Source organism: Kitasatospora sp. NPDC088134, from assembly GCF_044741705.1.
Taxonomy (GTDB): Bacteria; Actinomycetota; Actinomycetes; order Streptomycetales; family Streptomycetaceae; genus Kitasatospora.
Window position 1 is genome coordinate 77,712 of the sequence record NZ_JBIUTD010000028.1, and the last position, 23,445, is coordinate 101,156.

The window sequence follows — 23,445 nt, forward strand, 5'->3', positions numbered from 1 at the left end:
GGGGCTCCTCGAAGCGGCGCGCGGTCAGCGCAGGGTGGCGAGCGGGGCGGCGGAGGCGTCGTGCAGGCGCAGCAGCAGCAGGCCGACGGCCACCGTGCCGTCCAGCGCGCCGAGGTTGACCGCGTCGTGCACCGCGCGGTCGGGGAACCAGGTGCCGTGCAGGCGGTGCCGGGTGAGCAGTTCACGGACCATCAGGGCGGCGGCCTCGCGGCCGTCGTAGAACGGGCCGGGCAGCAGGGCCTCGGTGTCCTCGGGCAGGGTGTGGACCAGCCCGGCCTCGGCGGCGGTGAGCGCCTCCGTGGCGGCGGAGAGCAGGGCCCGGCCGGTGAGCGCGGCCAGTTCGGGGCCGGTGACGGGCGGGGCGAGCACGCCCAGGTCGGCCGGGTCGACGGCGTCGGCGCCGAGCGAGACGGCGGTGTCCAGGCAGGCCAGCCGGCCGGAGGCGGTGCCGGTGGCGAAGCGGTGGCCGCGCAGCCGGTCCCGGACGGCCTCCGGGTCGGCGAGCAGGCCGGGGGCCTCGGCGAGGGTGCGGGCGAGCGCCGCGGCGATCGAGTCGGCGCCGCCGGGGACCAGCTCCTTGAAGTCGAACGGGACGCTCTCCTCGCCGAGCCGGTCGAGCGCGCCGGCCGCCAGGGTGCGGATCGCGTGGTCGGTGTCGGCGTGTCCGGCGCCGGCGGCGCGGCGCAGCCGGAGCAGGTTGAGCAGCAGTCCGGCGGTGCCCAGCGGCAGGTCGGCGTGCGGGATCCGGACCGGGCGGCCGGGGCGGCTGGAGGCGGACTCGGCGACGGTGAGCGCGCCGGGCACCAGGGCCTGGGCCGCGGTCAGGAAGCCGCTCTCGCCGAGCAGCAGGGCGCCGCGGGCCAGGCCGTGGATGATCGCGCCGGGGCCGAACAGGCCGCCGGGGACGGGGGCGCCGGAGGCGAGCCGGGAGTCGCCGGCGAAGGCGAAGGCCATCGGCTCGGCCGGGTCGATCAGCGCGGCGGCCTCGGCGAGCAGGGCGTGCGCGGCCCGGTGGAAGCGCGGTTCGCCGGTGGCGGACCAGAGTTCGGCGAGGAACAGGCCGATGCCGAGGGTGCCGGAGGCCAGGTCGGGGCCGAGCACCTCGACCTGCCGCAGGCCGGTGCCGGGGTACCAGCCCTGGGCGACCCAGCCGGTGCCGCGGCGGGCGGCGAGGATCCGGTCGCCGACGGCGACGGCCTCGGCCAGCAGCTCGCCGGGGGCGGGCGGTTCGGCCGCCGTCAGCGGCCGGACCGGCCCGGCGGGGGGCCGCTCGGTGCCGAGCCGGGCGGCGTCCACGCAGCCGGTCAGCACCGCGACGTGGGTCTCCAGGTCGAAGCCGTCGAGTTCGGCGACCCGCTGCTGCAGGCGCTGCCAGCCGGTGGAGCGGAAGTGCCCGGGGATCTCCCGGCCGTCGGCGGTGAACACCGAGGAGGAGGTGGTAAGCGAGCGGAAGAACGGGATGTCCAGGGTGCGGAAGGAGTCGAGCTCGGCGAGCACCACCTCCAGCAGGTCGTCGCGGTCGCCGTCGCCGGAGCGGGCGGTGACGGCGCCGCGCAGGGCGCCCGCGATGACGGTCTCCCGGGTCGCGCCGTCGTCCAGCGCGAGCGGGCTGGTGGAGGCCCGCAGGATCTTGTAGCCGTCCCAGGTGTGCCGCCAGATGTAGCGCACCCAGACGCCCCGGAATCCGCTCAACGGGCCTTCGGGGTCGGCGAGTTCACCACGGATCCGGTGGAGCGCGGCCTGCATCTCGCGGTAGCCCTCGACCACCTCCTCGGTGTACTGCCAGGGGTCGGCGGGCTGCCCGTCGTGCACCGGGCGGTAGGCGGTGATCGGCAGCGCGGGCACGCCGGGGACGATCTCCAGCGAGCCGACCCGGGACAGGCAGCCGATGTCCAGGGCGTCGGTGCGCCCGGCCGGGGTCCACGGCTGGAAAGCCATCGCGGTGCGCACCACGGTGGTCTCCAGCTCGTCCAGCAGGGCGTGCTGGGCGGGCTTGAGCACCGGCGGGTTCTGCACCCGCGGGTAGAGCAGGCACTCCAGGTCGATCAGCACGGGGTGCTCGCCGTCGGCGAGCAGGTTGTCGGCCCACATGTCGCGGCCTTCGAGCAGCTGCACCAGGCGGATCGTCATGCCGAGGCGGCGGTAGAACCGGGCGAAGCCCGCGCGGTCGGCGCACGGCCGGGACGGGACCAGTTCCTCCCAGCCGTAGTCGCCGGCGCAGTCGGTGCTCAGCGAGGCGGAGTGGCCGTCGTCGCCGCGGTCGGAGCGCAGCAGCACGGTGCGCAGTGGCAGGTCCAGCGAGAGTTCCCGGTTGAGCCGTTCGACCAGGCCGAGGAAGGCGGTGGCGTGCCGCATGTCCTTGGGCTTGTAGACCACGCCGCGGCCGTCGGCGAAGCGCAGCAGCGCCACCGAGCGGCCCTGGGCGTGCCGGTCACCCGCGTCGCCGTGCACCGAGTCGAGCGGGCCGGGGTCGGTGCCGTGCCACATCTGCTCGACCAGGCCGGCCCGGTCGGCGGCCAGCCGGGCGAACATCTCGGTGTACATCTCCTGCCACTGCCGGCAGACGGTGCCGATCAGGTAGGCCAGCGCGGGCAGCCGCTCCAGCCGGGCCAGCCAGCCCGCGGCGGAGGCGTCCGGGCCGCCCTCGGCGTCCCAACTCGTGTCGCGGGGGCGGCCGGTGGCGAGCTGGAACTCCTGGCAGAGCGTCAGGTTGGCGACCTCGACCAGCCGGCCGGTGAGGGTGCCGACCACGTCGGCGCGGCCCTGCGCGGTGACCTCGACGCCGAGGACGGTGCCGGGGCCGCCGGGCAGCAGCGCGTCGGCGGCGGCCCGGAAGCCGGCCGCGACCGCGCCCGGGCCGGTGGCCGGCGCGTCGGCCTGTGCCCGCAGGAACACCGCCAGCGGGTACGCCCAGTCGGGGAGCTTCTCCGGGTCGGCGAGGCGGACCCGGCGCAGGCCCTCGCCGAGCGGGCGCCCGGTCCGCGCCAGGTGGTCGAGCAGCACCCCGGCGGACTTCTGGTCGCCGGCGGCCCGGCGCAGCCAGGTCTCGACGGCGGCGGTGCGGCTGCGCCGGTCCTCGTCCGGGTCGGGGACGAACAGGGCCCGCCCGTCGTCCCGGGCGGCGGCGCGTTCCTCGAAACTCGCGGCGGCGGCGATCACGGCGCGCAGCCGCTCGTCGGCGCCGGGGAGCTGCGGCAGCAGGGCGGTCTGCGGGGCGACGGGGCCCGGGCTTCCGGCGGTGCGGAGCCAGGTCTGCAGGTCGAGCGACATCTCTCACATCTCCTGGAAACGGGCGAGGCGGGTGAACAGCGGGTCGGTGCCGAGCAGTTCGCGGTAGGTGCCCTCGGCGGACACCCGGCCCCCGTCCAGCACGTAGATCCGGTCGGCGGTGCGGATGGTGCTCAAGCGGTGGGCGATCACCAGGCGGGTGCGGTCGAGGCCGGCGACGGCCCCGGCGACCCGCTGCTGGGTGGCGTTGTCGAGCGCGGAGGTGGCCTCGTCGAGCAGCAGCACGGCGGGGTCGCGGACCAGGGCGCGGGCCAGCAGCAGGCGCTGGACCTGGCCGCCGGAGAAGCCCTGCGCGTCCTCGCCGACCCGGGTGCCCAGGCCCATCGGCAGGGCCCGCAGTTCCTCGGCGATGCCGGCCAGTTCGGCGGCCCGCCAGATCTGCTCCTCGGTGACGTCGGGGTCGGCGCCGGCCAGGTTCTCCAGCAGCGAGCCGCGCAGCATCCGGCCGTGCTGGAGCACCGAGCCGAGTTGGCGGCGCACCAGCCGGGGGTCCAGCGCGGACAGGTCGCGGCCGTCGTAGCGGACCGTCCCGGACTCGGGCCGCTCGAAGCCGAGCAGCAGCCGGACCAGGGTGGACTTGCCGGCCCCGGAGGGCCCGACCACGGCGACGAACTCGCCGGGTTCGGCGCGCAGCGAGACCTTGTCCAGGGTCGGCAGTGCGCTGCCGGGGTAGCGGAACACCACGTCCTCCAGGGCGAGTTGCCCCTTCAGCGGGCCGGGGTCGGCGAGCTGTCCGGCCCGGTCGGCGGCGGCCGTGGCGGGCTCGGCGAGGATCGGCCGCAGCCGGTCCAGCACCGGGGCGACCCCGTAGGCGCCGGCCGCGGCGTGGGTGACCTGGCCGAGCGCCAGGGCGACCTGGCCGGCCGCCACGCCGGCGGCCATCAGGTGCCCGGCCTCGGCGGCGGGGCCGAAGGTGGCCCCGGCCAGCAGCACCGCCAGCAGCAGCGGCTGGAGCGCGGTGGTGAGTGCCCCGGCGGTGGCGTCGGCCCGCATCGCGGCGGCGTCGGCGCGCTTCTGGGCGGCGAACGGGACGGCCCAGCGGGCGAAGGCCTGGATCTCCCGGCCGGCGGTCTGGATCTTGTCGATGCCCAGCAGCAGCCCGTACAGCACGCCCTGGAGCTGCCCGTGCGCCTCGTACACCCGGGACTCGTACCGCTGGCGGCGGCGGCCGAGCAGCAGCAGCACGGCCGTCACCGCCAGCACGGCGAGCAGCAGCAGGCCGCCGAGCCGCCAGTCCACCAGCAGCAGGACCGTCAGGCCGGTGACGGCGAACACCGCGCCGAGCACGGCGCCCACCAGCACCTCCGAGAGGGCCTGCCGGGCCTGCGCGACCGCGTTCGCCCGGTGCACCAGGTCGCCGGTGGTCCAGTCGCGGAAGAACCGCGCGTCCTGGGACAGCAGCCGGTCCCAGACGGCGGGTTCGAGCGCGTGCTGGACCCGGGAGGTGAGCCGGACGGCGGCGGTGTTGCGGACCAGCGTGAGCAGCCAGGACGCCACCACCGCGGAGCCCAGCAGCCCGGCCAGCCAGCGCACCGGGTGCCGTTCGGCCAGCAGCAGGCCGGGCAGCAGCACTCCGGTGGACAGCGGGACGAGCAGGCCGAGCAGGGCCGAGAGCAGCCCGGCGGCGGTCAGCGTCCCGAGGTCCCGGCGGGCACCGGGAACCGCGAGGGCGAACCGCAGCAGGGCCCCGGGGGTCGGACTCCCCGGCGGCAGCGGCGGGTAGAGCAGCAGCGCCTGGCCGCTCAGCTCCGTACGGGTGGCAGCCCGTCCGGAACCCGGGTCGAGGCGGCGGTGCCGCCCGGCCCGGGGGATCAGGGCGATCGGCCGGCCGTCCTCGGCGGCGAACGCCACCATCGGCCCGGCCGTGCCGGTCGGGTCCCCGCCGGCCAGCGTGACGGGCCGCCAGCGCACCCCGGCCCGGCGCAGCAGCGCGGTGACCGGGTCGGCGGCGTCCCGCACGGCGGCGGGGAGCTCGGCAGGGACGTCGACGCCGAGCGCCCGCAGCACCTCGCGCGCCGAGTCCGCGCGGTGGCGCGGCGCTTCCGGCGGGGCCGCGCGGTGGCGCGCGGAGGCGTGCGGACGTGCTGCGGCGGTTCCCAGCGCGGCCAACGCGTCCGCGAGCGCGGTGCGGTTGGCGGTCGCGGTGGCGTCGACCCGGGTCGCCGGGTCGCGCTCGGTGTCCGCCGCGACGGTCTCTGCCCCGCCCGGGCGGGCGGCGGCGGTGGCGGTGCTCATGCCGACTCCTCCGTTCGGGCGGGCGTCTCCTGGGTGGTGGTTCCGGTGGCCGCCCCGGCCTTGCGGGCGGCGTCCCGGAGCAGGTCGCGGTACGGGCCGTCCTGCTCGGCGAGGTCGGCGGGGCGGCCCTGCTGGACGATCCGGCCGGCGGCGAGGACGACCACCCGGTCGGCGGCCCGGACGGTGCTCAGGCGGTGCGCCAGGACCAGGCAGCTGACACCCCGTCGGCGCAGGTGGGCGTTGACGGCGGCCTCGGTGTGGGCGTCGAGGGCGCTGGTGGCCTCGTCGAGGACGACCAGGGCCGGGTCGAGGGCGAGGGCGCGGGCGATCTCCAGCCGCTGGCGTTCGCCGCCGGACCAGTTGCGGGCGTCCTCGTCGATCCGGGCGTCCAGCCCGCCGCGGCGGCGGACCAGCTCCTCGGACTCGGCGTCGGCCAGCGCCCGGCGCAGCGCGTCCTCGCCGGTGCTCGGGTCCCAGAGCGTCAGGTTCTCCCGGACGGTGCCCTCGAAGAGCCGCAACTGCTGCTCCACGTAGGCGACCTGGCTGGTGATCAGGCCGCGGTGCCAGTCGTCGCGGGGCCGGCCGTCCAGCAGCACCTCGCCCTTCCAGGGCCGCAGCACGCCGGCCGCGAGCCGGGCCAGGGTGGACTTGCCGCTGCCGCTGCCGCCGACCACGGCGACCCATTCGCCGGGGGCGATCCGCAGCGAGATCCCGGCCAGCGTCGGCGGGCGGTTCGGGTCGTAGCCGAACTCCAGGTCGCGCAGCTCCAGTTCGCCGGTCAGCCGGACGTCCTCGGCGGGGGCGTCGAGCACCGGGGCGAGGTACGGGTCGACCTCGCTGCACTCGATGTCCTCCAGCAGCGCGTTCTGCGCCCGGGCGATGGTGAACTCGCTCCCGGTGCCGACCAGTTGGGAGACCGGCAGGAGGAAGCCGTTGAGCAGCAGCAGGAAGGCCAGCAGGGTGCCGAAGGAGAGCGAGCCGCCGAGCAGCAGGGCGGTGCCGAGGACCACGGCGGCGGCCGCGGCGGCCGAGTTGAGCGCGCCGGGCAGCGAGAGCGGCACCAGGACGGTCTCCACCACCCGCTGGCCGGTGTGCGCGGCCCGGGCCTGCCAGCCGGCCCAGGAGCGGAACAGCGCGTCCTCGGCGCCCTCCGCCTTGACCGTCTCGATCGCGGACACCCCGGCGAAGGCGACGCCGTCGCGCTTGTGCTGCTCGGCGTGCAGCCGGTGCACGAGGCCGCCGCGCCGCCGGTCGGCGGAGCGCAGCGCCAGCGCGTCCAGCACGGCGACGGCGACCGGGATCGCGGCGAGCCGCGGCGCCAGGTGGACCAGCGCGGCCAGGTGGACGGCGGCGGCGGCCAGTGCGGACGCGGCGCCCGCCACCCGGTAGGAGAGCAGGTTGGCCAGGCCGTCGTTGAGCTGGACCCGGGTGACCAGGCCGCCGAGCTGGCGGCGGTGGAAGAAGGAGCCGGGCAGCCGGAGCATCTTCCACAGGAAGGCCGCCGAGGAGCGGGCGGCCATCGCCTCCAGCACCCGGTTGACCAGCGCGGAGCGCAGCCGGTTGCCGGCCAGCACCAGGGCGGCGACGGCCGCCCCGGCGAGCGTCAGCGGCACCGCCCAGCCGGTGGCGCCGCCGTTGACGACGCCCGCCAGGTAGGTGCGCAGCAGGAACGCGCCGGCCACCCCGGGGACGGTCATCAGCATGCCGACCAGCACCGCGGCCAGCAGCGGCCCGGCGTAGGGGCGGGTCCGGGCGGCGAGCGAACGCAGCAGCGGGAACCGACGGCCGCCGCGCTCGAAGTCGGGGCCGGGTTCGAAGCCGACGGCGATGCCCGCGAAGGACTCCCAGAACTCCGCCGGGGTGGCCGAGTACGAGCCCAGCGACGGGTCGTTGACGTGCACCCGGCCGCGCCGGACGCCCTCGAAGACGGCGAAGTGCGGGCCGGTGACCAGCACCATCGACGGGACCGGCACCTCGCCGAGCCCCTCCAGCCGGTCGTCCTCGCGGCGCACCACCCGGCGGCCGCGGGCGGTCAGCCCGTAGCGGCCGGCGGCGCGGGCCACCGCGGCGGCACTGACGCCGTCCCGGCTGACCCCGCACGAGCGGGACGCCTCGTTCAGGGTGACCCGGCGGCCGAACGCGCCGAGCACGACGGCCAGGCAGGCGGCGCCGCAGTCCTGTTCCTCCATCTGCGGGACGACCGGCGTGCGCAGGTAGGTGCGCTTCTTCGCCTTCTTCGCCTTCTTCGCCTGCTTCGCCTGCTTCGGGGCGTCGGGGGCCGCCGGTCCGCCGTTGGCGGTGCGCGCCCCGGTGGCGGGCGGTTCGACCGTGGCGGTCGGGGTCGGCCTCATCGCTTCGCCTCCTGGCCCAGCACCGCCTGGTAGGGGTGCCGGCTGCCGAGGTCGATCCGGACGTCCAGCGCCAGCGGCCCGTTCAGCACGGTGCCGGGCGGCAGTTGGGCGTACGCGACCCGGACGGGGGCACTGCCGGCGGGCAGGCCGGGGACGGGCACCGGGAGGGTGCCGTCCAGCGAGTCGGCGCGCACCGGCAGCGGCTCGACCCGGTCGATCACGGCGGGCAGCGCGCCCCCGCCGGGCAGCGGGACCAGTACGGTCAGGCCGGGGGCGAGCCGCGCGGCGTCCTTCGGGTCGTCGGCGAGCAGCCGGACGGTGGCCGGGGCGTCCGCCGCGTCCAGGGTCAGCAGCGGGGCGCCGGGGTCGATCCGGGTGCCGGGTGCGGCGAGCAGCGCGGTCACGGTGCCGGCCGCGGGGGCGGTCTCCTCGGCGTCGCCGACCCGGGCCAGTACCTGACCGGCCGTCACCCGCTCGCCGGGGCGGACGGTGAAGGCGACCAGGCTGCCGGGGTGCGCGGCGGCCACCCGGACGGGGGCCTCGCCGTGGGCGGCGACCGCGTGCACGGTCAGGGTGTGCGGGAGCTCGCCCCACACCGCCCAGCCCGCGCCCGCGCCGACGGCCAGCAGCAGCGCGGCGCCGGCCAGCCAGAGCCGGGCGCCGACCGTCCGCACGGGCTGGTCCAGGCCGGGCTCCAGCACGGCGGCGGCGCGCGCGGCGGCCACCGCCGTCCGGGAGCGCTCCGCGTGCTCCTCGTGCTCTGCGGGCTTCTCGTGCTCTGCGGGCTTCGCGTGCTCCGCGGGCTTCTCGTGCTTCTCGGCGGCGGGTTCGGTCACGGTGCTCATGCCGCCACCTCCACCAGGTGCGTGCGCGGCGGGCAGGAGACCGGCAGCTCGCGGACCCCGCCGAAGGCGAACTGCTCGTGGCGGCGGGCGGTGGCGTCGGTCAGCGTGGTGCTCAACTCCCGTACCGCGTCGGCCTCGGCGAGGCCGCGCAGGACGGCGGCGCCGGCGATCAGCGAGAGCGGCGCGCCCAGGCAGTGGTGCGGGCCGTGGCCGAAGGCGAGGTGCTGGCGCTCGGCGCGGTCGGGGTCGAAGCGGTCGGGGTCGGCGAAGCGGCGCGGGTCGCGGTTGGCGGCGGCGTACAGCAGCATGGCGACCCGGCCGGCCGGGATCACGGTGTGGCCGAGGTCGACCGCGCGGGTGAGCGCGCGGGAGCTGGCCCGGACCGGGCTGCCCAGGCGCTGCGCCTCGTCGAACACGGCGGCGGCCAGGGCGGGTTCGGCCCGCAGCCGGGCGGCCAGGCCGGGGGTGCGGATCAACTCCCAGGCGGCCAGGGCGAGTCCGGAGGTCAGGGTTTCGAGTCCGTTGGCGAGCAGCATCACCACGAAGGCGAGCAGTTCCTCGCTGTCGAGCCGGCCGTCGCCGCGGGCGACGGTCAGCCGACTGATCAGGTCCTCGCCGGGGCGGGCGGCCCGCTGGGCGCACAACTCCTCGACGTAGGAGCGGAATTCGGCGAACTCGGCGTCCAGTTCGGCGGCCTCGGGGCCATTGCCGAAGGGATCCAGCAGCGAGCGGGCGACCAGGGCGGCCCAGCCGGTGATCCGGTCGTGCTCGGAGTCGGGGACGTCGAGGATCGCGCAGGAGACGGCGACCGGCAGCGGGACGGCCAGGTCGGCGACCAGCTCGAAGGAGCCGGACTCGACCAGCGGGGCGAGCAGCCGGGCGGCGGTGGTCTCGATCCGCTCGCGGATCTGCTCCAGCCGGCGGTGGCTGAACGCGGCGGTGGCGAGCCGCTTGAGCCGGGTGTGGTCGGCGCCGTCGCGCATCGGCAGCATCCGGTTGACCACGTCGAGCAGGGCGGTGTTGCCGGCCCGGGGCAGTCCGACCGTGGTCGGGTCGACGTTGCTGCCGGGGCTCATCAGGACGGTGAGGATCTCCTGGTGCCCGGAGACCACGTGCAGCGGACCGAGGTCCAGGACGGGCGCCTCGGCCAGCAGCCGGCGGTAGAGCGCGGGTGGGTCCTGCTGAGCGGCGGGCTGCTGGATGAACCGCGTCAGCTCGTGCCGGAGGCTGTCCATGCCCGGCTCTCCTTCAATCTGGCGGTGTGACGGGGACGTTCGGGCCGGGCGGGGTGCGGGGGTGGGCCGCCGGAGGGCGGACCACCCCCGCACAGGACCCGTGTTACTCGGCCGCCGGGGCCTCGACCGCGTTGGAGATCGAGCCGAAGCTCGACACCGGGCAGGCCGCGCAGAACAGGGACGAGACGGAGACGCCGCCGTTGACGGTGTCGAGCTCCTCGACCTCGATGTCGAACTGCTCGTCCTTGTTGATCTCGTTCTCAGCCATGGGATTCTCCTTCGGCTCTCGCGGCGCCTCCCCGCTCCTCGGGTCGGTCGTCCCGCTTTTCCCGCACCGCCTTTTCGCTTTCCCGGCTTTCGCTTTCTCCGGTTCCGCTCTCGGCGATGTCTCAACTATGACCGAGCCGCGAAAACCCGTGCAGTAGGAGATGTCAGATTCCTGGGGGTGTAGATGTCATCACCCTGCATGACATTTTGCATGTACTCCGACCTGCGGCGATGCGCTACTTGCCCGAACAGGCGCGGACCCGTCACGCTGCCTTGCATGACACCTCTTTCCGAGAATTCCCCGGCCGTGGAGGTAACGGATCTGCGGCGCAGTTACGGCGACTACGAGGCGGTGCGCGGAATCTCCTTCTCGATCGCCCGCGGTGAACTGTTCGCGCTGCTCGGGACCAACGGCGCGGGCAAGACCACCACCCTCGAAGTCCTGGAGGGCTACCACCCGCCGACCTCCGGCCGCGTCCGGGTGTTCGGCCTGGACCCGTTCACGGCCGGCCCGCAGGTCCGCCGCCGGACCGGGACGATGCTCCAGGAGGGCGGCTTCTTCAAGGAGTTGACCGTCAAGGAGACCGTCGACTGCTGGCGCGCCTTCACCAGCCGGGCCCGGCCGACCGCCGAGGTGCTGGCCAGGGTCGCGCTGGAGCCGAAGGCCGGTACCCGGGTCTCCCAGCTCTCCGGCGGCGAGCGCCGCCGGCTGGACCTCGCGCTGGCCGTGCTCAACGACCCCGAACTGCTCTTCCTGGACGAGCCGACGACCGGCATGGACCCGGAGGCCCGACGCGCCACCTGGCAGCTGGTCGAGGAACTGCGGGCGGGCGGCACCACGGTGGTGCTGACCACCCACTACCTGGAGGAGGCCCAGCAGTTGGCCGACCGGGTGGCCATCATGGACCGCGGCACGATCGCCGCCACCGGCACCGTGCGCCAGGTGCTGTCCGGCCGCGGCGACCTGATCACGCTCCCGCTGCCGGCCGGCCGCCCGCTCGCCGAGCTGCCCGAACTGGCCGGCACCGCGCCCTCGTGGGAGGACGGCCGGGCGGTCTACCGGGTGCCCCGCTCGGCACCCGCCCTGGCCGCGCTGCACTCCTGGGCGGCCGGCCGGCACATCGAACTCGACGGCCTGGAGGTGCGCTCCAGCTCGCTGGAGGACCTGTTCCTCGACCTGGCCGCCCACCACCCCGCCCCCGAGGGAGCCGCCCGATGAACTGGATCGCTTACACCAAGGGCCAGTTCGGCCTGTCCTGGAAGGTGTTCTGGCGCAACCGGCGCTCCACCTTCATCGGCTTCCTGCTGCCGGTGCTGCTCAACCTGGTGATCGCCGCGCCGCTGCGCGCGCAGGAGATCGGCGGGGTGAACGCCGCCGGGTACGTGGCGGTCGGGCTGCTCGGCCTGGCGCTGGTCACCTCCTTCGTCAACCTGCTGAACAGCGTGGTGGCGCGCCGCGAGGAACTGGTGCTGAAGCGGCTGCGCGGCACCGAGTGCCCGCCGAGCGCCGTACTGGCCGGGCAGTTGGGCGCGGGCGCGGTGGTGGTGCTGATCCAGGCGCTGGTGTTGGGCGGCGTCGCGGTCGGCTGGTTCGGCGCACCGCTGCCCGCCGACCCGCTGCTCCTGCTGCTGGTCCTGCTCGGCGGCTACCTGCTGTTCTCGGTGCTGGCGGTGGCGCTCTCCGGCGTCACCCCGTCCACCGAGTCGGCGCCGCTGGTGGCCACGCCCGTACTGGTGCTCTGCATGTTCGGCGCGGGCGTGTTCACCCCGGTGGCCGGCCTGCCGGACTGGCTGCGCGGCCCGGCCGGCGCGCTGCCGCTCTCCCCCGTGGTCCGCGGCCTGCGCACCGCCTGGTTCGGCCGCGGCTTCGGCCCGGAGACCTGGACGGGCGGTCCGCTGCCCGAACTCGACCTGCTGCACGGCTGGACGTCCGCCGGGCCCTCACTGCTGCTGCTCGCCGCCTGGCTGGCCGCCGCCGCGATGCTGGCCCGCCGCCTGCTCCGCTGGGAGCCGCGCCGCGGCTGACCGCCACCGCAACTCCCACCCCCGCCTCCGACCGACCCGGCTCCGACCGGCCCGCCCCGGTGCGAAGTGCCCTCCCCCGAGGGGACTTCCGCCCGTGGCGGGCCGTCACACGTCCGGCGGCCGCCGGGAACGCGGGCCCTCCCCCGGCCGCTCCTCCGACCGCCCTCCCCGCCGGCCGACGCGCCGTCACCGGGCGGCGGGGTAGCGCACGGGGTGGCCGCCGACCCGGTGCGGCAGCAGCCCGACCAGCACCAGCACCGTCGCGGCCAGCGCCAGCAGCGGCAGGAACGGCACCGGGTCCGGCGCCTGCAGCACCACGATCACCGCCGTCGCCGCGGCCGGCGAGTGCGGCACGTGCGCCAGCATCATCGCCACCAGTGCCAGCCCGCCGGCCACCGCCGCCGCCCACGGCCCCGGCCCGGCCGCCGCCAGCACCGCGAACCCGACCACCGCCGACAGCAGTTGCCCGCCGATCAGGTTGCGCGGCTGCGAGAGCGGCAGCCCGGGAGCGCCGTGCACCAGCGCAGCACTGGCCGCCAGCGGCGGGATCAGCACCGGCTGGTGCAGCAGCACCCCCACCCCGACCAGCACCAGCAGTGCCCCCGTGGCAAACCCCCCGGCCCGGACGGCCTGCCGGGCCCGGCTTCCCAGGGCGGAAAGGTGCGAGGTCAAGGGCATCTGCTGGCTCCCGGGTCGGACGGAATCGGTCCCGGAAGCCTAAACAGAACGTTGACGTTTCAAGAATCCCTTTGCCTCCCAGGCAAGCCCTTGCCCTGCCCCGCCCTCGGCGCCATGTTTCCCCACAACGCAAACATGCGCGGTAAACAAATCGGGGGGTTCCGATGCCGCACTCGCTCGCCGTCGCACTGCCGCTGCTCTGGCTCGCCCGGCTGGCCCTCACCGAGTGGGTGCCGATGTTCCCGCTCAACGACCTGCGCCCCGGCAACCTGCGCACCCGACTGCTCGCCACTGCCATCAACTACCCGTTCCCGCCGGCTATTTCGGCTTCGCCACCGCCGCCCGGCGCGAGCTGTACCGCCGCGACTACGCCCGCACCCTGAAGGTCCTGCCCACCGCGGGCCGGGACGTGGTGCCCGACCTCCAGCACACCGTGGTCGGCGTGCTGCCCCTGCTGATGACCGCCGGTGCGGCGACGGCCACCATGGGTGCATGAGCACCGAGCCCCCCGCCGCCGGGCCGGCCGTCCCGCCCGGATCGACGCCGCCGCCGTCACCGAGGCCGCCGTCGGCGTGATCGACGCGGACGGCCCGGAGGCGCTCACCATGCGCCCCCCTGCTCGCCGCCGCCGGCGTACCCGAGCAGGAGGCCCTCACCGCCGTCCGGACCGTCGGCGTCTACACCCTCGGCCACGCCCTCGCCCAGACCGGCACCCCTTCCGCCACCGCCCCGGTGCCCCGCCCGCCTCCTACGACACCTGGTTCGCCGCCGGCCTCGACACCTTCCTCCTCGGCCTCCGCCACCGCCTGGCCCCCTGAGAAAACACCGCAGCCCCCGCCCGACCGGGCGGAGGCTGCTGCCGTGCGCTGTGCCCCAGGCAGGATTCGAACCTGCGACACCAGCTTTAGGAGAGCTGTGCTCTATCCCCTGAGCTACTGAGGCCGGGGCTTGCCGAGAATGCTGCCAGGAATCGAGACCCCAACTCCTGGTCGCACCGACAAACCGCCTGGTCGACCGCCCTGCACCAGTCTCGACAGCTCCCCGAGGGGGTTACTGGCCGTGCACTGGCGCCATGCCGGTAAAACCTCCGACAGCCTAGCGGATGCAGGCCGATGGTCTGCCGCATTCCACAGGCCGGCCGGTGGGCGTTCCCCGTACGAGTCCGAAGTCGCCCCGGACGGCTGTCTGCGATCAGTCGGCTCGTCGGGTCAGCGCTGCGGCGAGTTCGCGGATGCCGGCGTCGCGCTCGGCGGCGGTGTCGCCGTAGTCGTAGCTGTGGGTGAACTTGGCCTGGGGGAAGGTTTCGGCCATCCACACCGAGCAGTAGTGGCCGGGCATGAAGCAGGCCTGCAGTTCGGTGTAGATCTCCACGACCTGCTCGGGCTCGACGCCGAGGGCCTGGAGGCGGTACCAGAGCGCTTCCTCGGCGTGCAGGGCCAGCGCGCCGCCGGCCGTGACGATCTGCGGCTCGCCCTTGGTGTCCAGGTACTTGAAGGAGGCGTAGCTCGGCACGCCGCGGGTGTGCCGGACGTCCTCCAGGACCCGCGACCACCACAGCTCGGCGTCGAGGGCGTGCGGGTCGAGGGCGCGGAGCCGGCTCTCCACGGCGGTGAACTCGGCGAACACCTGGTCGGGGTGCTGGGCGGCGGCCAGCGCGGCCAGGCTGCGGTCGAGTTCGGCGAGGGAGGACAAGAACGCCTCCAGGCTGGTGTTGACCGGCCTGGAGGGCTCCTCGAAGTCGGTGAACACCGACCAGACGCGGCCCTGCGGGTCGAGGCACAGTTCGGTGCCCCCGTCGGTGCCGAGCCGGGCCCACCGTTCCTCACCGCCGTGCGGGCCGGAGCGGTCCTGCCCGGCGGTGAGGTCGCCGAGTGCGAGCGCGTCCTGCGGAGAGGTGCGGAAGTAGGGGCCGACCTGGACCGGCAGACCGGTGGCGGTCAGCAGGCGGGCCGCCGCGTCGGGGACCGTGACAAGGGCGAACTCGGCAGCGTCCGGGCGGCGGAGGCCCTCCGGGCCGAAGCGTTCGAGGAGGCGCTGGGCGAGTTCTGCGGTCATGGCAGCAGTGTATGGGCGGGGGCAGTCGGTGGGACTCGGATCGCTCACAGACGGTGGGTCAGTGGCATGATGCCTCGAGCGCCCGGAGCGAGGACGGGCAACTGCGGTGGACGGGGCGGGGGTTGATGTGAACGACATCGTGCACGACTACGAGAACGTGGAACGGGCCGCGGCCGAGTTCGACAAGCTGCATGCGAAGCTGAGTGCCAAGAAGCACATGGTCAACCACGGGCATGCGAGGGCGAGCTCGACCGCCCGGGGGGACAGTCTGGGCGAGGTGGTGGCCAAGGCCGCTTCCACGGCCCTGCAGAGCATAGAGAAGGCGCTGGATTCCCTGGCGGACCACGCCGACCAGGCTTCCCAGGGCCTGTTGAAGATGAACAAGAACCACCGGGAGCACGAGGAGCACCTCGGCCGGGAGTTCAAGCGCATCGTCGACAAGCACGACACCACCCCGGTCTACCTGCTCAGTGCCGACGGCCAGCTCCACCGGCTGGAGCGCGACGGGAGCGCGCCGAAGCCGATCACCGGCCACGAACCGGGCATCAAGGACCTGCTGACGCCCGACCCGGCCGGAGGCATGCAGACCACCGTCGGCCCGCCCAACGACCGCAAGAACTATCCGTTCAAGCCCAAGAAGCGCCCGCCGGGGGGCCGCCCGCAGGTCCCGTCGACCAAGATCGACGCCGGTAGCTCCGAGCTGGCCCGCGCCACCCAGCGCGCCCGGCAGGCAACCGGCAAGTACGGCGGTGGAGTCGAGGACAAGCCCAGCGCCAACTACGCGGCCTTCCACTACGACAACGGCACCGGCAACCCGATCATCGTGGTGGCGCAGAGCATCCCCCGCCGCTCCCACTCCGAGGTCGTGCTCGGCCTGCCCATCCTGCGCCAAGGCATGCAGGACCACGTCAAAGCCGTCTACACCGAGCGCCAGCCCTGCCCGACGGGCAGTACCTGCGGAGCCTGGTTGAAGCAGTACTTCCCGAACGCCACCGACGTCACCCACACCTTCGACTACGACGGTTCCGCCACCTCCGACGGTAACGTCCAGCACAACCGCTATCTGATAAGACTGAAGCGCAGACACCAGCAGATCTACGGCTGATCCGCACCGGCCCGCACCGGGCCGGGCGGGGCCGCGGCGGACGGCGGGAGGGCCCGGTGGCAGTGACACGCGCGGAGATGGAACGGGAGTTCGGTCCGGACGGGCTGGTGCGTCCCCCCGCGGAGCGGATCGCGGAGTCGGTGACCGACCCCGGCGCCTTCGAGTTCCTGACCACCGTCGGCCTGCCGGCCGGCCGCACCGCCGTCTTCGAGGCGGAGGAGCACCTGGCCACCGGACCGGTGCCGATGCGCGAGCACTTCGGCGACTGGGAGGAGGCCGAGGAGGAGTACCTCGACCTGTTCGGCCCCGGTGCCGGGTCCTGGCTGGTCCTCGGCGAACTCGCCACCGGCACACTCGCGTTGGACGGCACCACCGGCGGCGTCCACGCCGTCCCGCTGGACATCGCCGAGGACGGCCTGGAGCGCCCCTACCACGTCGACCTGTCCTCGCTGGCGGCCTTCCTGCTGGCCTTCCAGCGCGAGCTGCCGCACTACGACGAGGGCAGCGGAGCGCAGGAGTTGCGCGACTCGGTCGAACGGCTCACCGCCGAGCTGACCGCCCTGGAGCCACGTGCCATGGCCGAACCCGAAGGCGTCTGGCGGCTGTTGCTCGACGAGATCCGGCACGGCTCCTGACTCCCGGCCGCCCGGAGAGCCGGGTCAGCGGCCGCGCGGGTGCGGCACCCTCCCGGCCGGGGCCGTGCCCGCATTGCTGGCGGCACCGGTGACCACGCCCTGCCCGAACTGCTCGGCCGCGCCCAGCGGATCGGCGGCGTAGCCCTTCACCTGGTCGACCGACTGCTGCACACCGCTCTTGAAACCGCTCTCCCCGGCCTGTGCGGTACGGCCCAGGTCGATCCCGTGCTGGGCGCCGACCGCGTTCATCGTCAGCTGCACCACCAGGTCCTGCCCCATGCTGCCGAGGGCCGCGAACACCGGGCCTTCGACCAGCGACATCAGCTGCGACAGCAACTGCTGCTCGGCCTCCTTGAGGAGGCGCTTGACGATGACCCGGGTGACCTGGGTGGCGCCCACCGCACCCGCTTCGGACAGTCCGAACGTGAACGGAGCGGCGGCCTGGGCGGCAATCAACTCGGTGGCCATGATGACGAGTTGGGCGATCGCGGCGACCTTCGCGCCGGAGATCACCAGGGCGGCGCCGTCCAAACCGGTGGCGAACAGGTCCAACGCCTTGCCGACCTGCGGCAGATGAGTGCCGACCACCTTGTCGAACTTCGCCCGGAACGCCTCCGCGGCGGCCCCCTGGTTCATCCCGAGCAGGCCGCCCACCGCGCTCGACAGGGCGTCGGTGTCCTCGGTGAGCGAGGACGCGAGCTCGCGGAGCTCGTCGGCCATCTCGCGGTACTCGTCCTCGTCGACGTTGGGCCAGTTCACACCGATCAGGTCGAGGACCCAGGCCAACTCGTCCGGCAGTACGACACCCATGCGCTCCCCTTCCCCCGTCTGCCGGAACGACTATTCAGGCCGCACCGGGAGTCGGTCAACTCTCCCGCCGGGCCGGCCGCCGGTGGGTAGGCTCCGACCGGAACAGTGACGGACACAGGACAGAACGGGGGCGAAGGAAGTGGGCCAGCACCGGATACCTCCGCTGCACGCCGGCCGCAGGGACGCCGGAGCGGCTCTGCTCGGATGGCTGAAGGACCCCAGGGCGCCTCGCCTGTGCCGGGTCCTGGGAGCTGCGGGCAGCGGCCGGACCCACCTGCTGGCCTGGCTGACCGCCGGCGGCACCGCCCCCGACACCCCCGTGGAACAGCGGGTCAACGCCTTCCTGCCCGCCGCCGGGTACGGCGTGCGGGCCGCGGTCTGGCAGCTCGGACAGCAACTGGGCGTGTCGGCCCGCACCGTCGGGGAACTGCTCGACCGGCTGGCTTCCGACCCCCGGCGTACCGTGATCTGCGTCCCCGAGCTCGACCAGGCCCTCGACCCGGTCCGGCTGGTGGCCGAACTCCTGGACCCGCTGCTGGAGTTGCCGCACGTCCGACTGGTGGCCGAGGCAACGGCGGACCTCGTGTTCACCGCGGTCGCGGAACCCGCCGAACTCGACCTGGATGACCCCCGCTGGACCGACCGCGCCCGCTGGGACGCCTGGTGCGCGAGCGAGGGCCTCGACCCCGCCGCGTACCCGAACCCCGGCCGGGCGGTGGGTGCCGTCCTCCCCGCCCCACCGGCCTTCGCCGACCTGCTGGCCCGCGTCCCGCTCGACGCCGACGGCCGGCCCCACCTGGTCGCCGCCGGGACCGAACTGCTCACCGGCCTGTGGGCCGCGGCAGCCCGCTCCGGCGACCCCGGCCCGCTGGCGGCCGACCCACTGCTGTACGCACTCGCCGAACCGGTCGCCGTCACCGCCGCCCTGGAAGCCGCCGCCCCCGGCACCGCCCCCGCCGCACTGGACGCCGCCTGGCAGGCCGCGGGCCCCGCCCTGATCGACACCCCCGAACCAGCGGTCCGGGCCCACCAACTGCGCGCACGGCTGCTCGGCACCGACCCGGGAGACCCGCAGGACCTCGCCGCCGCCGCGTTCGCCGCCGACCGGCTCGGCACGGCCCCGTGCCGCTGGACCGCCCGCTGGGCCCGCCGCCACCCCGACACCGCCGCCACGGCCCCCGGCGCCGGCCCCTACCGCGGCCGGTGGCTGCTCGCCGACCCCAACGGCGCCGTCCACACCCTCGCCTCCGCCGACGGCACCGTCCTCGGCCGCATCACCGTCCCCGGACCGAAACCGCTGCGCGCCCTCGCCGCCACTCCCGGCGGCAGCCTCGTCCTACTGGACCAGTGGGGCGGCCTCGACCTGGTCACCCCCGGCCCCCCGACCCCCGGCCTCGATCCGCACGCCCTGGACGAGGCACTGGCCCGGCTGCGCGCCGCCGCCGGCGAACCGACCGCCCTGGCCGCCGCCGCCGACCTGCCCCACGCGGCCCCGGCCCTCGGCGACAGCGACGGCACCGTCCACTGGCACCACGGCGGCTCGGTGCTCGGCGAGAAACTGCACACCGGGCCGGTCACCGCCCTCGCTGCCGCCGCGGTGGACGCCGAGCCGGCCGGCCTCGGCATGCCGCTGCTGGCCAGCGGCGGCCTGGACGGCGCCGTCCGGCTCTGGGGGCCCGGCGACGAGCCGATGCCCGAACCCGCCGACCGGCGACCGTGCCCGGTCACCGCACTCGCCCTCGACACCGGCGCCTCCGGACCGGCCCTGGCCGCCGCCTGGTCCGACGGCCTGATCCGAGTCCGCTCCCTGGAGGTGTCCGACACCGTCCTCGACCTGCGCCTCGGCTCCCCCGCCACCGGGCTCTCACTGGTCGGAAGCATCCTGCTGGTCGGTCTCCCGGAGGGCTCGCTCGCCCTGGAACTGCGCGACCGGTCGACACCTCGCCATTGATCCTGCCGTGGGGCGAGGGGAGACGACAGGTCTGCTGCCCGCCGGGCCGGGCGACGGCGGGCGTGGCGGTGGATGGTGGTCCCGGTGGCCTACGGTGGGTGCTGAGCGCTCGTGGCGCCCCGGTTCGTCGCACTCGAAAGGTCTCCGCCTGTGACTTCCTCCCCGGAGAACCCGCAGACCCCGTTCGCCGGTCTCGGCCGCATCCTGGTGATCATCCCGACCTACAACGAGGCCGAGAACGTCGAGCGGATCGTCTCCCGTGTCCGCGCCGCCGTCCCCGAGGCGCACGTCCTGGTCGCCGACGACAACAGCCCGGACGGCACCGGCAAGCTCGCGGACGCGCTGGCCGCCGGGGACGCGCACGTCCAGGTGCTGCACCGGAAGGGCAAGGAGGGTCTCGGCGCGGCCTACCTGGCCGGGTTCCACTGGGGCATCGACAACGGCTACGACGTCCTGGTGGAGATGGACGCCGACGGCTCGCACCAGCCCGAGGAGCTGCCCCGGCTGCTGACCGCGCTGCACAGCGCCGACCTGGTGCTGGGCTCCCGCTGGGTGCCCGGCGGCGCGGTGGTGAACTGGCCGAAGTCCCGGCTGCTGCTGTCGAAGGGCGGCTCCACCTACTCCCGGCTGATGCTGGACGTCCCGATCCGCGACGTCACCGGCGGCTACCGGGCCTTCCGCAAGGAGACCCTGCTCGGACTCGGCATGGACGAGGTCGCCTCGCAGGGCTACTGCTTCCAGGTCGACCTGGCCTGGCGGGCCGTCAAGTCCGGCTTCAAGGTCGCCGAGGTGCCGATCACCTTCGTGGAGCGCGAGCACGGCGCCTCCAAGATGAGCCGCGACATCGTCGTCGAGGCCCTGTGGCGGGTCACCTCCTGGGGCCTCTCCGCCCGGCTGGCGAAGCTCACCCGGAAGAAGTAGGCGGCAGCGCCGCGCCTCCGCGGGCCGGGTGACGATGGGTGTTCCCGGCCCGGCGGAGCGTGCGGAGGTGGCGGCGTGACAGAGCCACGGCGAGGAGCGGAGCCGGGCGCGGAGCCGGAGTCCCGGGGCGGTGGCCGGTGGGGAGCCGCGAAGGCCCGGGCGGCCCGGCTCGGCGAGTCCGCCAAGCAGGCCCCCGAGCGGATCCCGCTGGTCGGCCGCGCGGTCGGCAACCTGGTCCGGGTCAACCTGCTGGACAACGCGACCCGGCTGGCCGCCCAGGCCTTCCTGTCGGCGCTGCCCGCCCTGTTCGTGCTCGCGGTGTTCGCCCCCGCCTCGCTCAAGCACAGCGTCACGGACTCGCTGCGCGAGCAGCTCGGACTGCGGGGCGCCGCCCAGCAGCAGGTCCAGCAGCTGATGGACGCCCGGCACGACGACGGCACCGCGCAGAGCTTCGGCCTGGTCGGCGCCCTGGTCACGCTGATCTCCGCGACGGCGCTGAGCCGGGCCCTGCAACGGGTCTGCGAACGGGCCTGGGAGATGCCGCGGAACAGCGCCCGGCTGGCGCTGTGGCGCTGGGTGGTGTGGCTGCTGGGCTGGCTGGTGTTCCTGGTGGTCCAGGTGCCGCTGCGGGACGGTTTCGGGGCCGGCCCCTGGCTGGGCCTCCCGCTGACCTTCACCGTCTCCACCGCGGTCTGGTGGTGGACCCAGCACCTGCTGCTGGGCGGACGGGTCCGCTGGTACCCGCTGCTGCCGGGCGCGCTGCTGTGCGGCCTCGGCGAGGTCGGGCTGGGCGTCGCCTCGAAGGTCTACCTCCCGCACGCGATGTCCGTCTCGGTCGAGAAGTTCGGCCCGTACGGGGTGGTGTTCACCGCGCTGTCCTGGCTGATCGCGCTGTTCACCACCGTCACCCTGGCCCTGGTGCTGGGCCGGGTGCTCGCCGAGGAGCCGGTGCTGGCCCGCCGCCTCGGCACCCCCACCGCGCCCGGCAGCTGGTGAGCCCCGCCCCCGGCGGCCGGTGAGACCCGCGCCCGGCGGTCGGTGGGCCCCGCACACGGCGAAGGGCCCCCGACACCGGGGGCCCTTCGCGGTCCGCCGCTGCTTCCGCTAGCCGAGGCGCAGCAGGCGGGAGCCGATGGACGGCGGTGCGAGGGCGGTCTGCAGGGTCACCGGGACCTCGACCCGGTCGTCGCCGTCGCCCGCGGAGAGGGTGCCGACCTGGGTGCCGGCCGGGAGGGTGTGGGCCAGGGTGCCGACCGGGGTCAGGGTCAGCCGCGCGGTGATGCCGGACCAGCCGGCCACCGTCAGGTCCTTGGTGGCGATCAGCGGGACGCTGCCGCCCAGGCCGTCGCTCACCCGGCCGACCACCTGGCCCTGCTTGGCCAGGGTCTGCCCGGTCAGCGCCTCCTGCGCGGCCACGTTGATCTTCTGGCTGACCGGCTGGGCGGCCCGCACCAGGCTGGGCTCCTCCTTGGTGGCCGGCTGGGACAGCGTGACGCCGATCAGGGTGCGCTTGACGCCGCCGACGTCCTTGACCGCGGCCCACATGAACGCGGACTGCGCGGGCGTGGACGAGCCGGTCTTCACCCCGATGTTGCCGTTCTTGCCGAGCAGCCCGTTGGTGTTGAACACCCGCTGGCCGTTGAAGCGGGTGTCGGGCTCGGCGACCACCTGCCGGAAGGTGTCGTCCTTCATCACCTGCGCGGCCAGCTTCAACTGGTCCTTGGCGGTGGACTTGGTGTCGGCGTTGTACCCGGCCGGGTCGGCGTAGACCGTGTTGACCATGCCCAGCTTCGCGGCGGTGTCGTTCATCTTCTTGACGAAGGCGTCCTCGCTGCCGGAGTCCCAACGGGCCAGCAGCCGGGCCACGTTGTTCGCGGACGGCAGCATCAGCATCTCCAGCGCCTCGTACTGGCTGATCTGCTGCCCCTCGGTCAGCGTCACCTTCGACTCGTCGGCGTTGGCGGACTCCTGCGCGGCCTGCTTGTCCACCGTGATCACCGGGCCGGTCTGACCCTTCTTCAGCGGGTGCGCCTGCAGGATCAGGTAGGCGTTCATCACCTTGGTGACGGAGGCGATCGGGACGGCCTTCTCCTCCCCCGAGGACCCGAGGTCACCCACCCCCATCACCGCGGCGGCGGCCTGCCCCTTCGCGGGCCACGGGAGGTTCAGCGGCTCCCCGCCGAAGGTGTACGAGTCCGTCAGCCCCAGCTTCGCCTTCGGCTGCGGCAGCGGACGCAACAGCTGCGCGGCCACCAGCACCCCCAGCACCACGGACAGGAAGACGCCCCAGACGACGACCCGCTTCATCGCCCGCCGGAACGGCGTCATCGGCCGCGCACTGAGCGCCTTCAGCACCTCCAGCGCCTCGATCGTGCTGTCCGGCCCGGGCGGCGGCAGCTCCTGCGGAGCCACTTCCTGCGCAGCCGCGACCGGCGCAGCGGCGGCCGGAGCGGACGCGGCCCCGGGCTGTACGGTCCGCACGGTCTTCGCCTCGGCCGCACCGCCATCCTCGGGCGCCCGCAACCTGACGGTCCGCTCGGGACGGTCCTTGTCGACCCGCAACGTCATCGTCGGCTCGGGCGCGACAGGTTCGTCCTCCGCCGGCTCGGCGGGCTCAGCAGGCTCCGCCTTCACGGACTTGGCGGGCTCGGAGTCCCCCGCCTTCGCATCCTTCGCGTCCTTCGCGGCCGGGGGCAGCGCGCCCAGCCGCAACGTCATCGTCGGCTCGGGACCGGCAGCGACCGGCTCCTCCTCGGCACCGTCGTCCTTCGCGGACTCGACGGGCTCGGCCTCCTCCGCGTCCTCCGCCTTCACGGCCGGAGGCAGCACGCCCAGCCGCAGCGTCATCGTCGGCTCCGGCCCGGCAACAACCGGCTCCTCCTCACCGTCCTCCGCGTCCTCGCTCTTCGCAGGCTCGGCGGGCTCGGCCTCCTCCGCGTCCTTCTCGGCCGGGGGCAGCGCGCCCAGCCGCAACGTCATCGTCGGCTCGGGACCGGCAGCGACCGGCTCCTCCTCGGCACCGTCGTCCTTCGCGGACTCGACGG

The 23,445-nt window shown here is 74.8% G+C and carries 18 protein-coding genes and 1 tRNA gene; 8 read left to right on the top strand and 11 right to left on the bottom strand.

Going from position 1 to position 23,445, the window contains the following annotated elements; all coding sequences use genetic code 11:
• Window positions 1-24: 24 nt before the first annotated feature.
• From ACIOHG_RS31465 to ACIOHG_RS31490, 6 genes are all read right to left on the bottom strand, one after another.
• Window positions 25-3,270 carry a DUF4135 domain-containing protein gene (locus ACIOHG_RS31465; RefSeq protein ID WP_400955668.1) on the bottom strand — a complete coding sequence of 1,082 codons (3,246 nt, stop codon included), beginning with the start codon at window positions 3,268-3,270 and terminating at the stop codon, window positions 25-27.
• A gap of 3 nt (window positions 3,271-3,273) precedes the next feature.
• On the bottom strand, window positions 3,274-5,523 hold the full coding sequence (locus ACIOHG_RS31470; protein WP_400955670.1) for an ATP-binding cassette domain-containing protein: 2,250 nt from the start codon (window positions 5,521-5,523) through the stop codon (window positions 3,274-3,276).
• Complete coding sequence (locus tag ACIOHG_RS31475; protein ID WP_400955672.1) at window positions 5,520-7,874, bottom strand: ATP-binding cassette domain-containing protein; 2,355 nt, start codon at window positions 7,872-7,874, stop codon at window positions 5,520-5,522. Before ACIOHG_RS31475 ends, ACIOHG_RS31470 begins: the two co-directional genes overlap by 4 nt.
• Window positions 7,871-8,719: a biotin/lipoyl-containing protein gene (locus ACIOHG_RS31480; RefSeq protein WP_400955674.1), complete on the bottom strand. Its 849-nt coding sequence runs from the start codon at window positions 8,717-8,719 to the stop codon at window positions 7,871-7,873. Before ACIOHG_RS31480 ends, ACIOHG_RS31475 begins: the two co-directional genes overlap by 4 nt.
• Entirely contained in the window at window positions 8,716-9,954 is a 1,239-nt protein-coding gene (locus tag ACIOHG_RS31485) for a cytochrome P450 (protein ID WP_400955676.1), read from the bottom strand. Before ACIOHG_RS31485 ends, ACIOHG_RS31480 begins: the two co-directional genes overlap by 4 nt.
• A 103-nt stretch (window positions 9,955-10,057) precedes the next feature.
• A complete protein-coding gene (locus ACIOHG_RS31490; RefSeq protein WP_400955678.1) occupies window positions 10,058-10,222 on the bottom strand; it encodes a hypothetical protein in 165 nt (54 codons plus the stop codon).
• Window positions 10,223-10,528: 306 nt separating this feature from the next.
• On the opposite strand from ACIOHG_RS31490, the gene ACIOHG_RS31495 reads away from it, so the two are divergent.
• On the top strand, window positions 10,529-11,440 hold the full coding sequence (locus tag ACIOHG_RS31495; protein WP_400955679.1) for an ABC transporter ATP-binding protein: 912 nt from the start codon (window positions 10,529-10,531) through the stop codon (window positions 11,438-11,440).
• Window positions 11,437-12,246, top strand: coding sequence for an ABC transporter permease (locus tag ACIOHG_RS31500; RefSeq protein WP_400955680.1), 810 nt, complete (start codon window positions 11,437-11,439; stop codon window positions 12,244-12,246). Before ACIOHG_RS31495 ends, ACIOHG_RS31500 begins: the two co-directional genes overlap by 4 nt.
• A gap of 186 nt (window positions 12,247-12,432) precedes the next feature.
• Here ACIOHG_RS31500 and ACIOHG_RS31505 read toward each other — a convergent pair whose 3' ends face one another.
• Window positions 12,433-12,924 carry an HPP family protein gene (locus ACIOHG_RS31505; protein ID WP_400955682.1) on the bottom strand — a complete coding sequence of 164 codons (492 nt, stop codon included), beginning with the start codon at window positions 12,922-12,924 and terminating at the stop codon, window positions 12,433-12,435.
• Between the two features lie 164 nt (window positions 12,925-13,088).
• Between ACIOHG_RS31505 and ACIOHG_RS31510 the strand changes: the two genes are divergently transcribed.
• The gene (locus tag ACIOHG_RS31510; RefSeq protein ID WP_400955683.1) at window positions 13,089-13,307 is read left to right on the top strand and encodes a hypothetical protein; all 219 of its coding nucleotides are present in this window, start codon (window positions 13,089-13,091) and stop codon (window positions 13,305-13,307) included.
• A gap of 486 nt (window positions 13,308-13,793) precedes the next feature.
• Here the strand turns inward: ACIOHG_RS31510 and ACIOHG_RS31515 are convergent.
• Window positions 13,794-13,866 (bottom strand) — tRNA-Arg (locus ACIOHG_RS31515).
• A 249-nt stretch (window positions 13,867-14,115) separates the two neighbouring features.
• Complete coding sequence (locus ACIOHG_RS31520) at window positions 14,116-14,979, bottom strand: nucleic acid/nucleotide deaminase domain-containing protein (RefSeq protein ID WP_400955685.1); 864 nt, start codon at window positions 14,977-14,979, stop codon at window positions 14,116-14,118.
• Between the two features lie 127 nt (window positions 14,980-15,106).
• Here ACIOHG_RS31520 and ACIOHG_RS31525 point away from each other — a divergent pair, with 127 nt between their 5' ends.
• Complete coding sequence (locus tag ACIOHG_RS31525; RefSeq protein WP_400955686.1) at window positions 15,107-16,084, top strand: nucleic acid/nucleotide deaminase domain-containing protein; 978 nt, start codon at window positions 15,107-15,109, stop codon at window positions 16,082-16,084.
• Window positions 16,085-16,140: 56 nt separating this feature from the next.
• Entirely contained in the window at window positions 16,141-16,719 is a 579-nt protein-coding gene (locus ACIOHG_RS31530; protein ID WP_400955688.1) for an SUKH-4 family immunity protein, read from the top strand.
• 24 nt (window positions 16,720-16,743) lie between these two features.
• Here ACIOHG_RS31530 and ACIOHG_RS31535 read toward each other — a convergent pair whose 3' ends face one another.
• Complete coding sequence (locus ACIOHG_RS31535) at window positions 16,744-17,529, bottom strand: hypothetical protein (RefSeq protein WP_400955689.1); 786 nt, start codon at window positions 17,527-17,529, stop codon at window positions 16,744-16,746.
• Between the two features lie 139 nt (window positions 17,530-17,668).
• Here ACIOHG_RS31535 and ACIOHG_RS31540 point away from each other — a divergent pair, with 139 nt between their 5' ends.
• The 3 genes from ACIOHG_RS31540 (at window position 17,669) to ACIOHG_RS31550 (ending at window position 21,397) form a co-directional block, all read left to right on the top strand.
• Window positions 17,669-19,480 (top strand): hypothetical protein, encoded by a 1,812-nt coding sequence (locus ACIOHG_RS31540; RefSeq protein ID WP_400955691.1) that lies wholly within the window; start codon window positions 17,669-17,671, stop codon window positions 19,478-19,480.
• 150 nt (window positions 19,481-19,630) lie between these two features.
• A complete protein-coding gene (locus ACIOHG_RS31545) occupies window positions 19,631-20,401 on the top strand; it encodes a polyprenol monophosphomannose synthase (protein ID WP_400955693.1) in 771 nt (256 codons plus the stop codon).
• 75 nt (window positions 20,402-20,476) lie between these two features.
• Window positions 20,477-21,397 (top strand): YhjD/YihY/BrkB family envelope integrity protein, encoded by a 921-nt coding sequence (locus tag ACIOHG_RS31550; protein WP_400955694.1) that lies wholly within the window; start codon window positions 20,477-20,479, stop codon window positions 21,395-21,397.
• A 108-nt stretch (window positions 21,398-21,505) separates the two neighbouring features.
• Here the strand turns inward: ACIOHG_RS31550 and ACIOHG_RS31555 are convergent.
• A partial coding sequence (locus tag ACIOHG_RS31555; protein WP_400955696.1) for a D-alanyl-D-alanine carboxypeptidase family protein occupies window positions 21,506-23,445 on the bottom strand: 1,940 nt, incomplete at its 5' end.

Coding starts and splice junctions, on each gene's coding strand:
- ACIOHG_RS31465 (WP_400955668.1), bottom strand. CDS start 3,270: ATGTCGCTCGACCTGCAGACCTGGCTCCGCACCGCCGGAAGCCCGGGC.
- ACIOHG_RS31505 (WP_400955682.1), bottom strand. CDS start 12,924: ATGCCCTTGACCTCGCACCTTTCCGCCCTGGGAAGCCGGGCCCGGCAG.
- ACIOHG_RS31475 (WP_400955672.1), bottom strand. CDS start 7,874: ATGAGGCCGACCCCGACCGCCACGGTCGAACCGCCCGCCACCGGGGCG.
- ACIOHG_RS31510 (WP_400955683.1), top strand. CDS start 13,089: ATGCCGCACTCGCTCGCCGTCGCACTGCCGCTGCTCTGGCTCGCCCGG.
- ACIOHG_RS31500 (WP_400955680.1), top strand. CDS start 11,437: ATGAACTGGATCGCTTACACCAAGGGCCAGTTCGGCCTGTCCTGGAAG.
- ACIOHG_RS31490 (WP_400955678.1), bottom strand. CDS start 10,222: ATGGCTGAGAACGAGATCAACAAGGACGAGCAGTTCGACATCGAGGTC.
- ACIOHG_RS31535 (WP_400955689.1), bottom strand. CDS start 17,529: ATGGGTGTCGTACTGCCGGACGAGTTGGCCTGGGTCCTCGACCTGATC.
- ACIOHG_RS31520 (WP_400955685.1), bottom strand. CDS start 14,979: ATGACCGCAGAACTCGCCCAGCGCCTCCTCGAACGCTTCGGCCCGGAG.
- ACIOHG_RS31485 (WP_400955676.1), bottom strand. CDS start 9,954: ATGGACAGCCTCCGGCACGAGCTGACGCGGTTCATCCAGCAGCCCGCC.
- ACIOHG_RS31470 (WP_400955670.1), bottom strand. CDS start 5,523: ATGAGCACCGCCACCGCCGCCGCCCGCCCGGGCGGGGCAGAGACCGTC.
- ACIOHG_RS31480 (WP_400955674.1), bottom strand. CDS start 8,719: ATGAGCACCGTGACCGAACCCGCCGCCGAGAAGCACGAGAAGCCCGCG.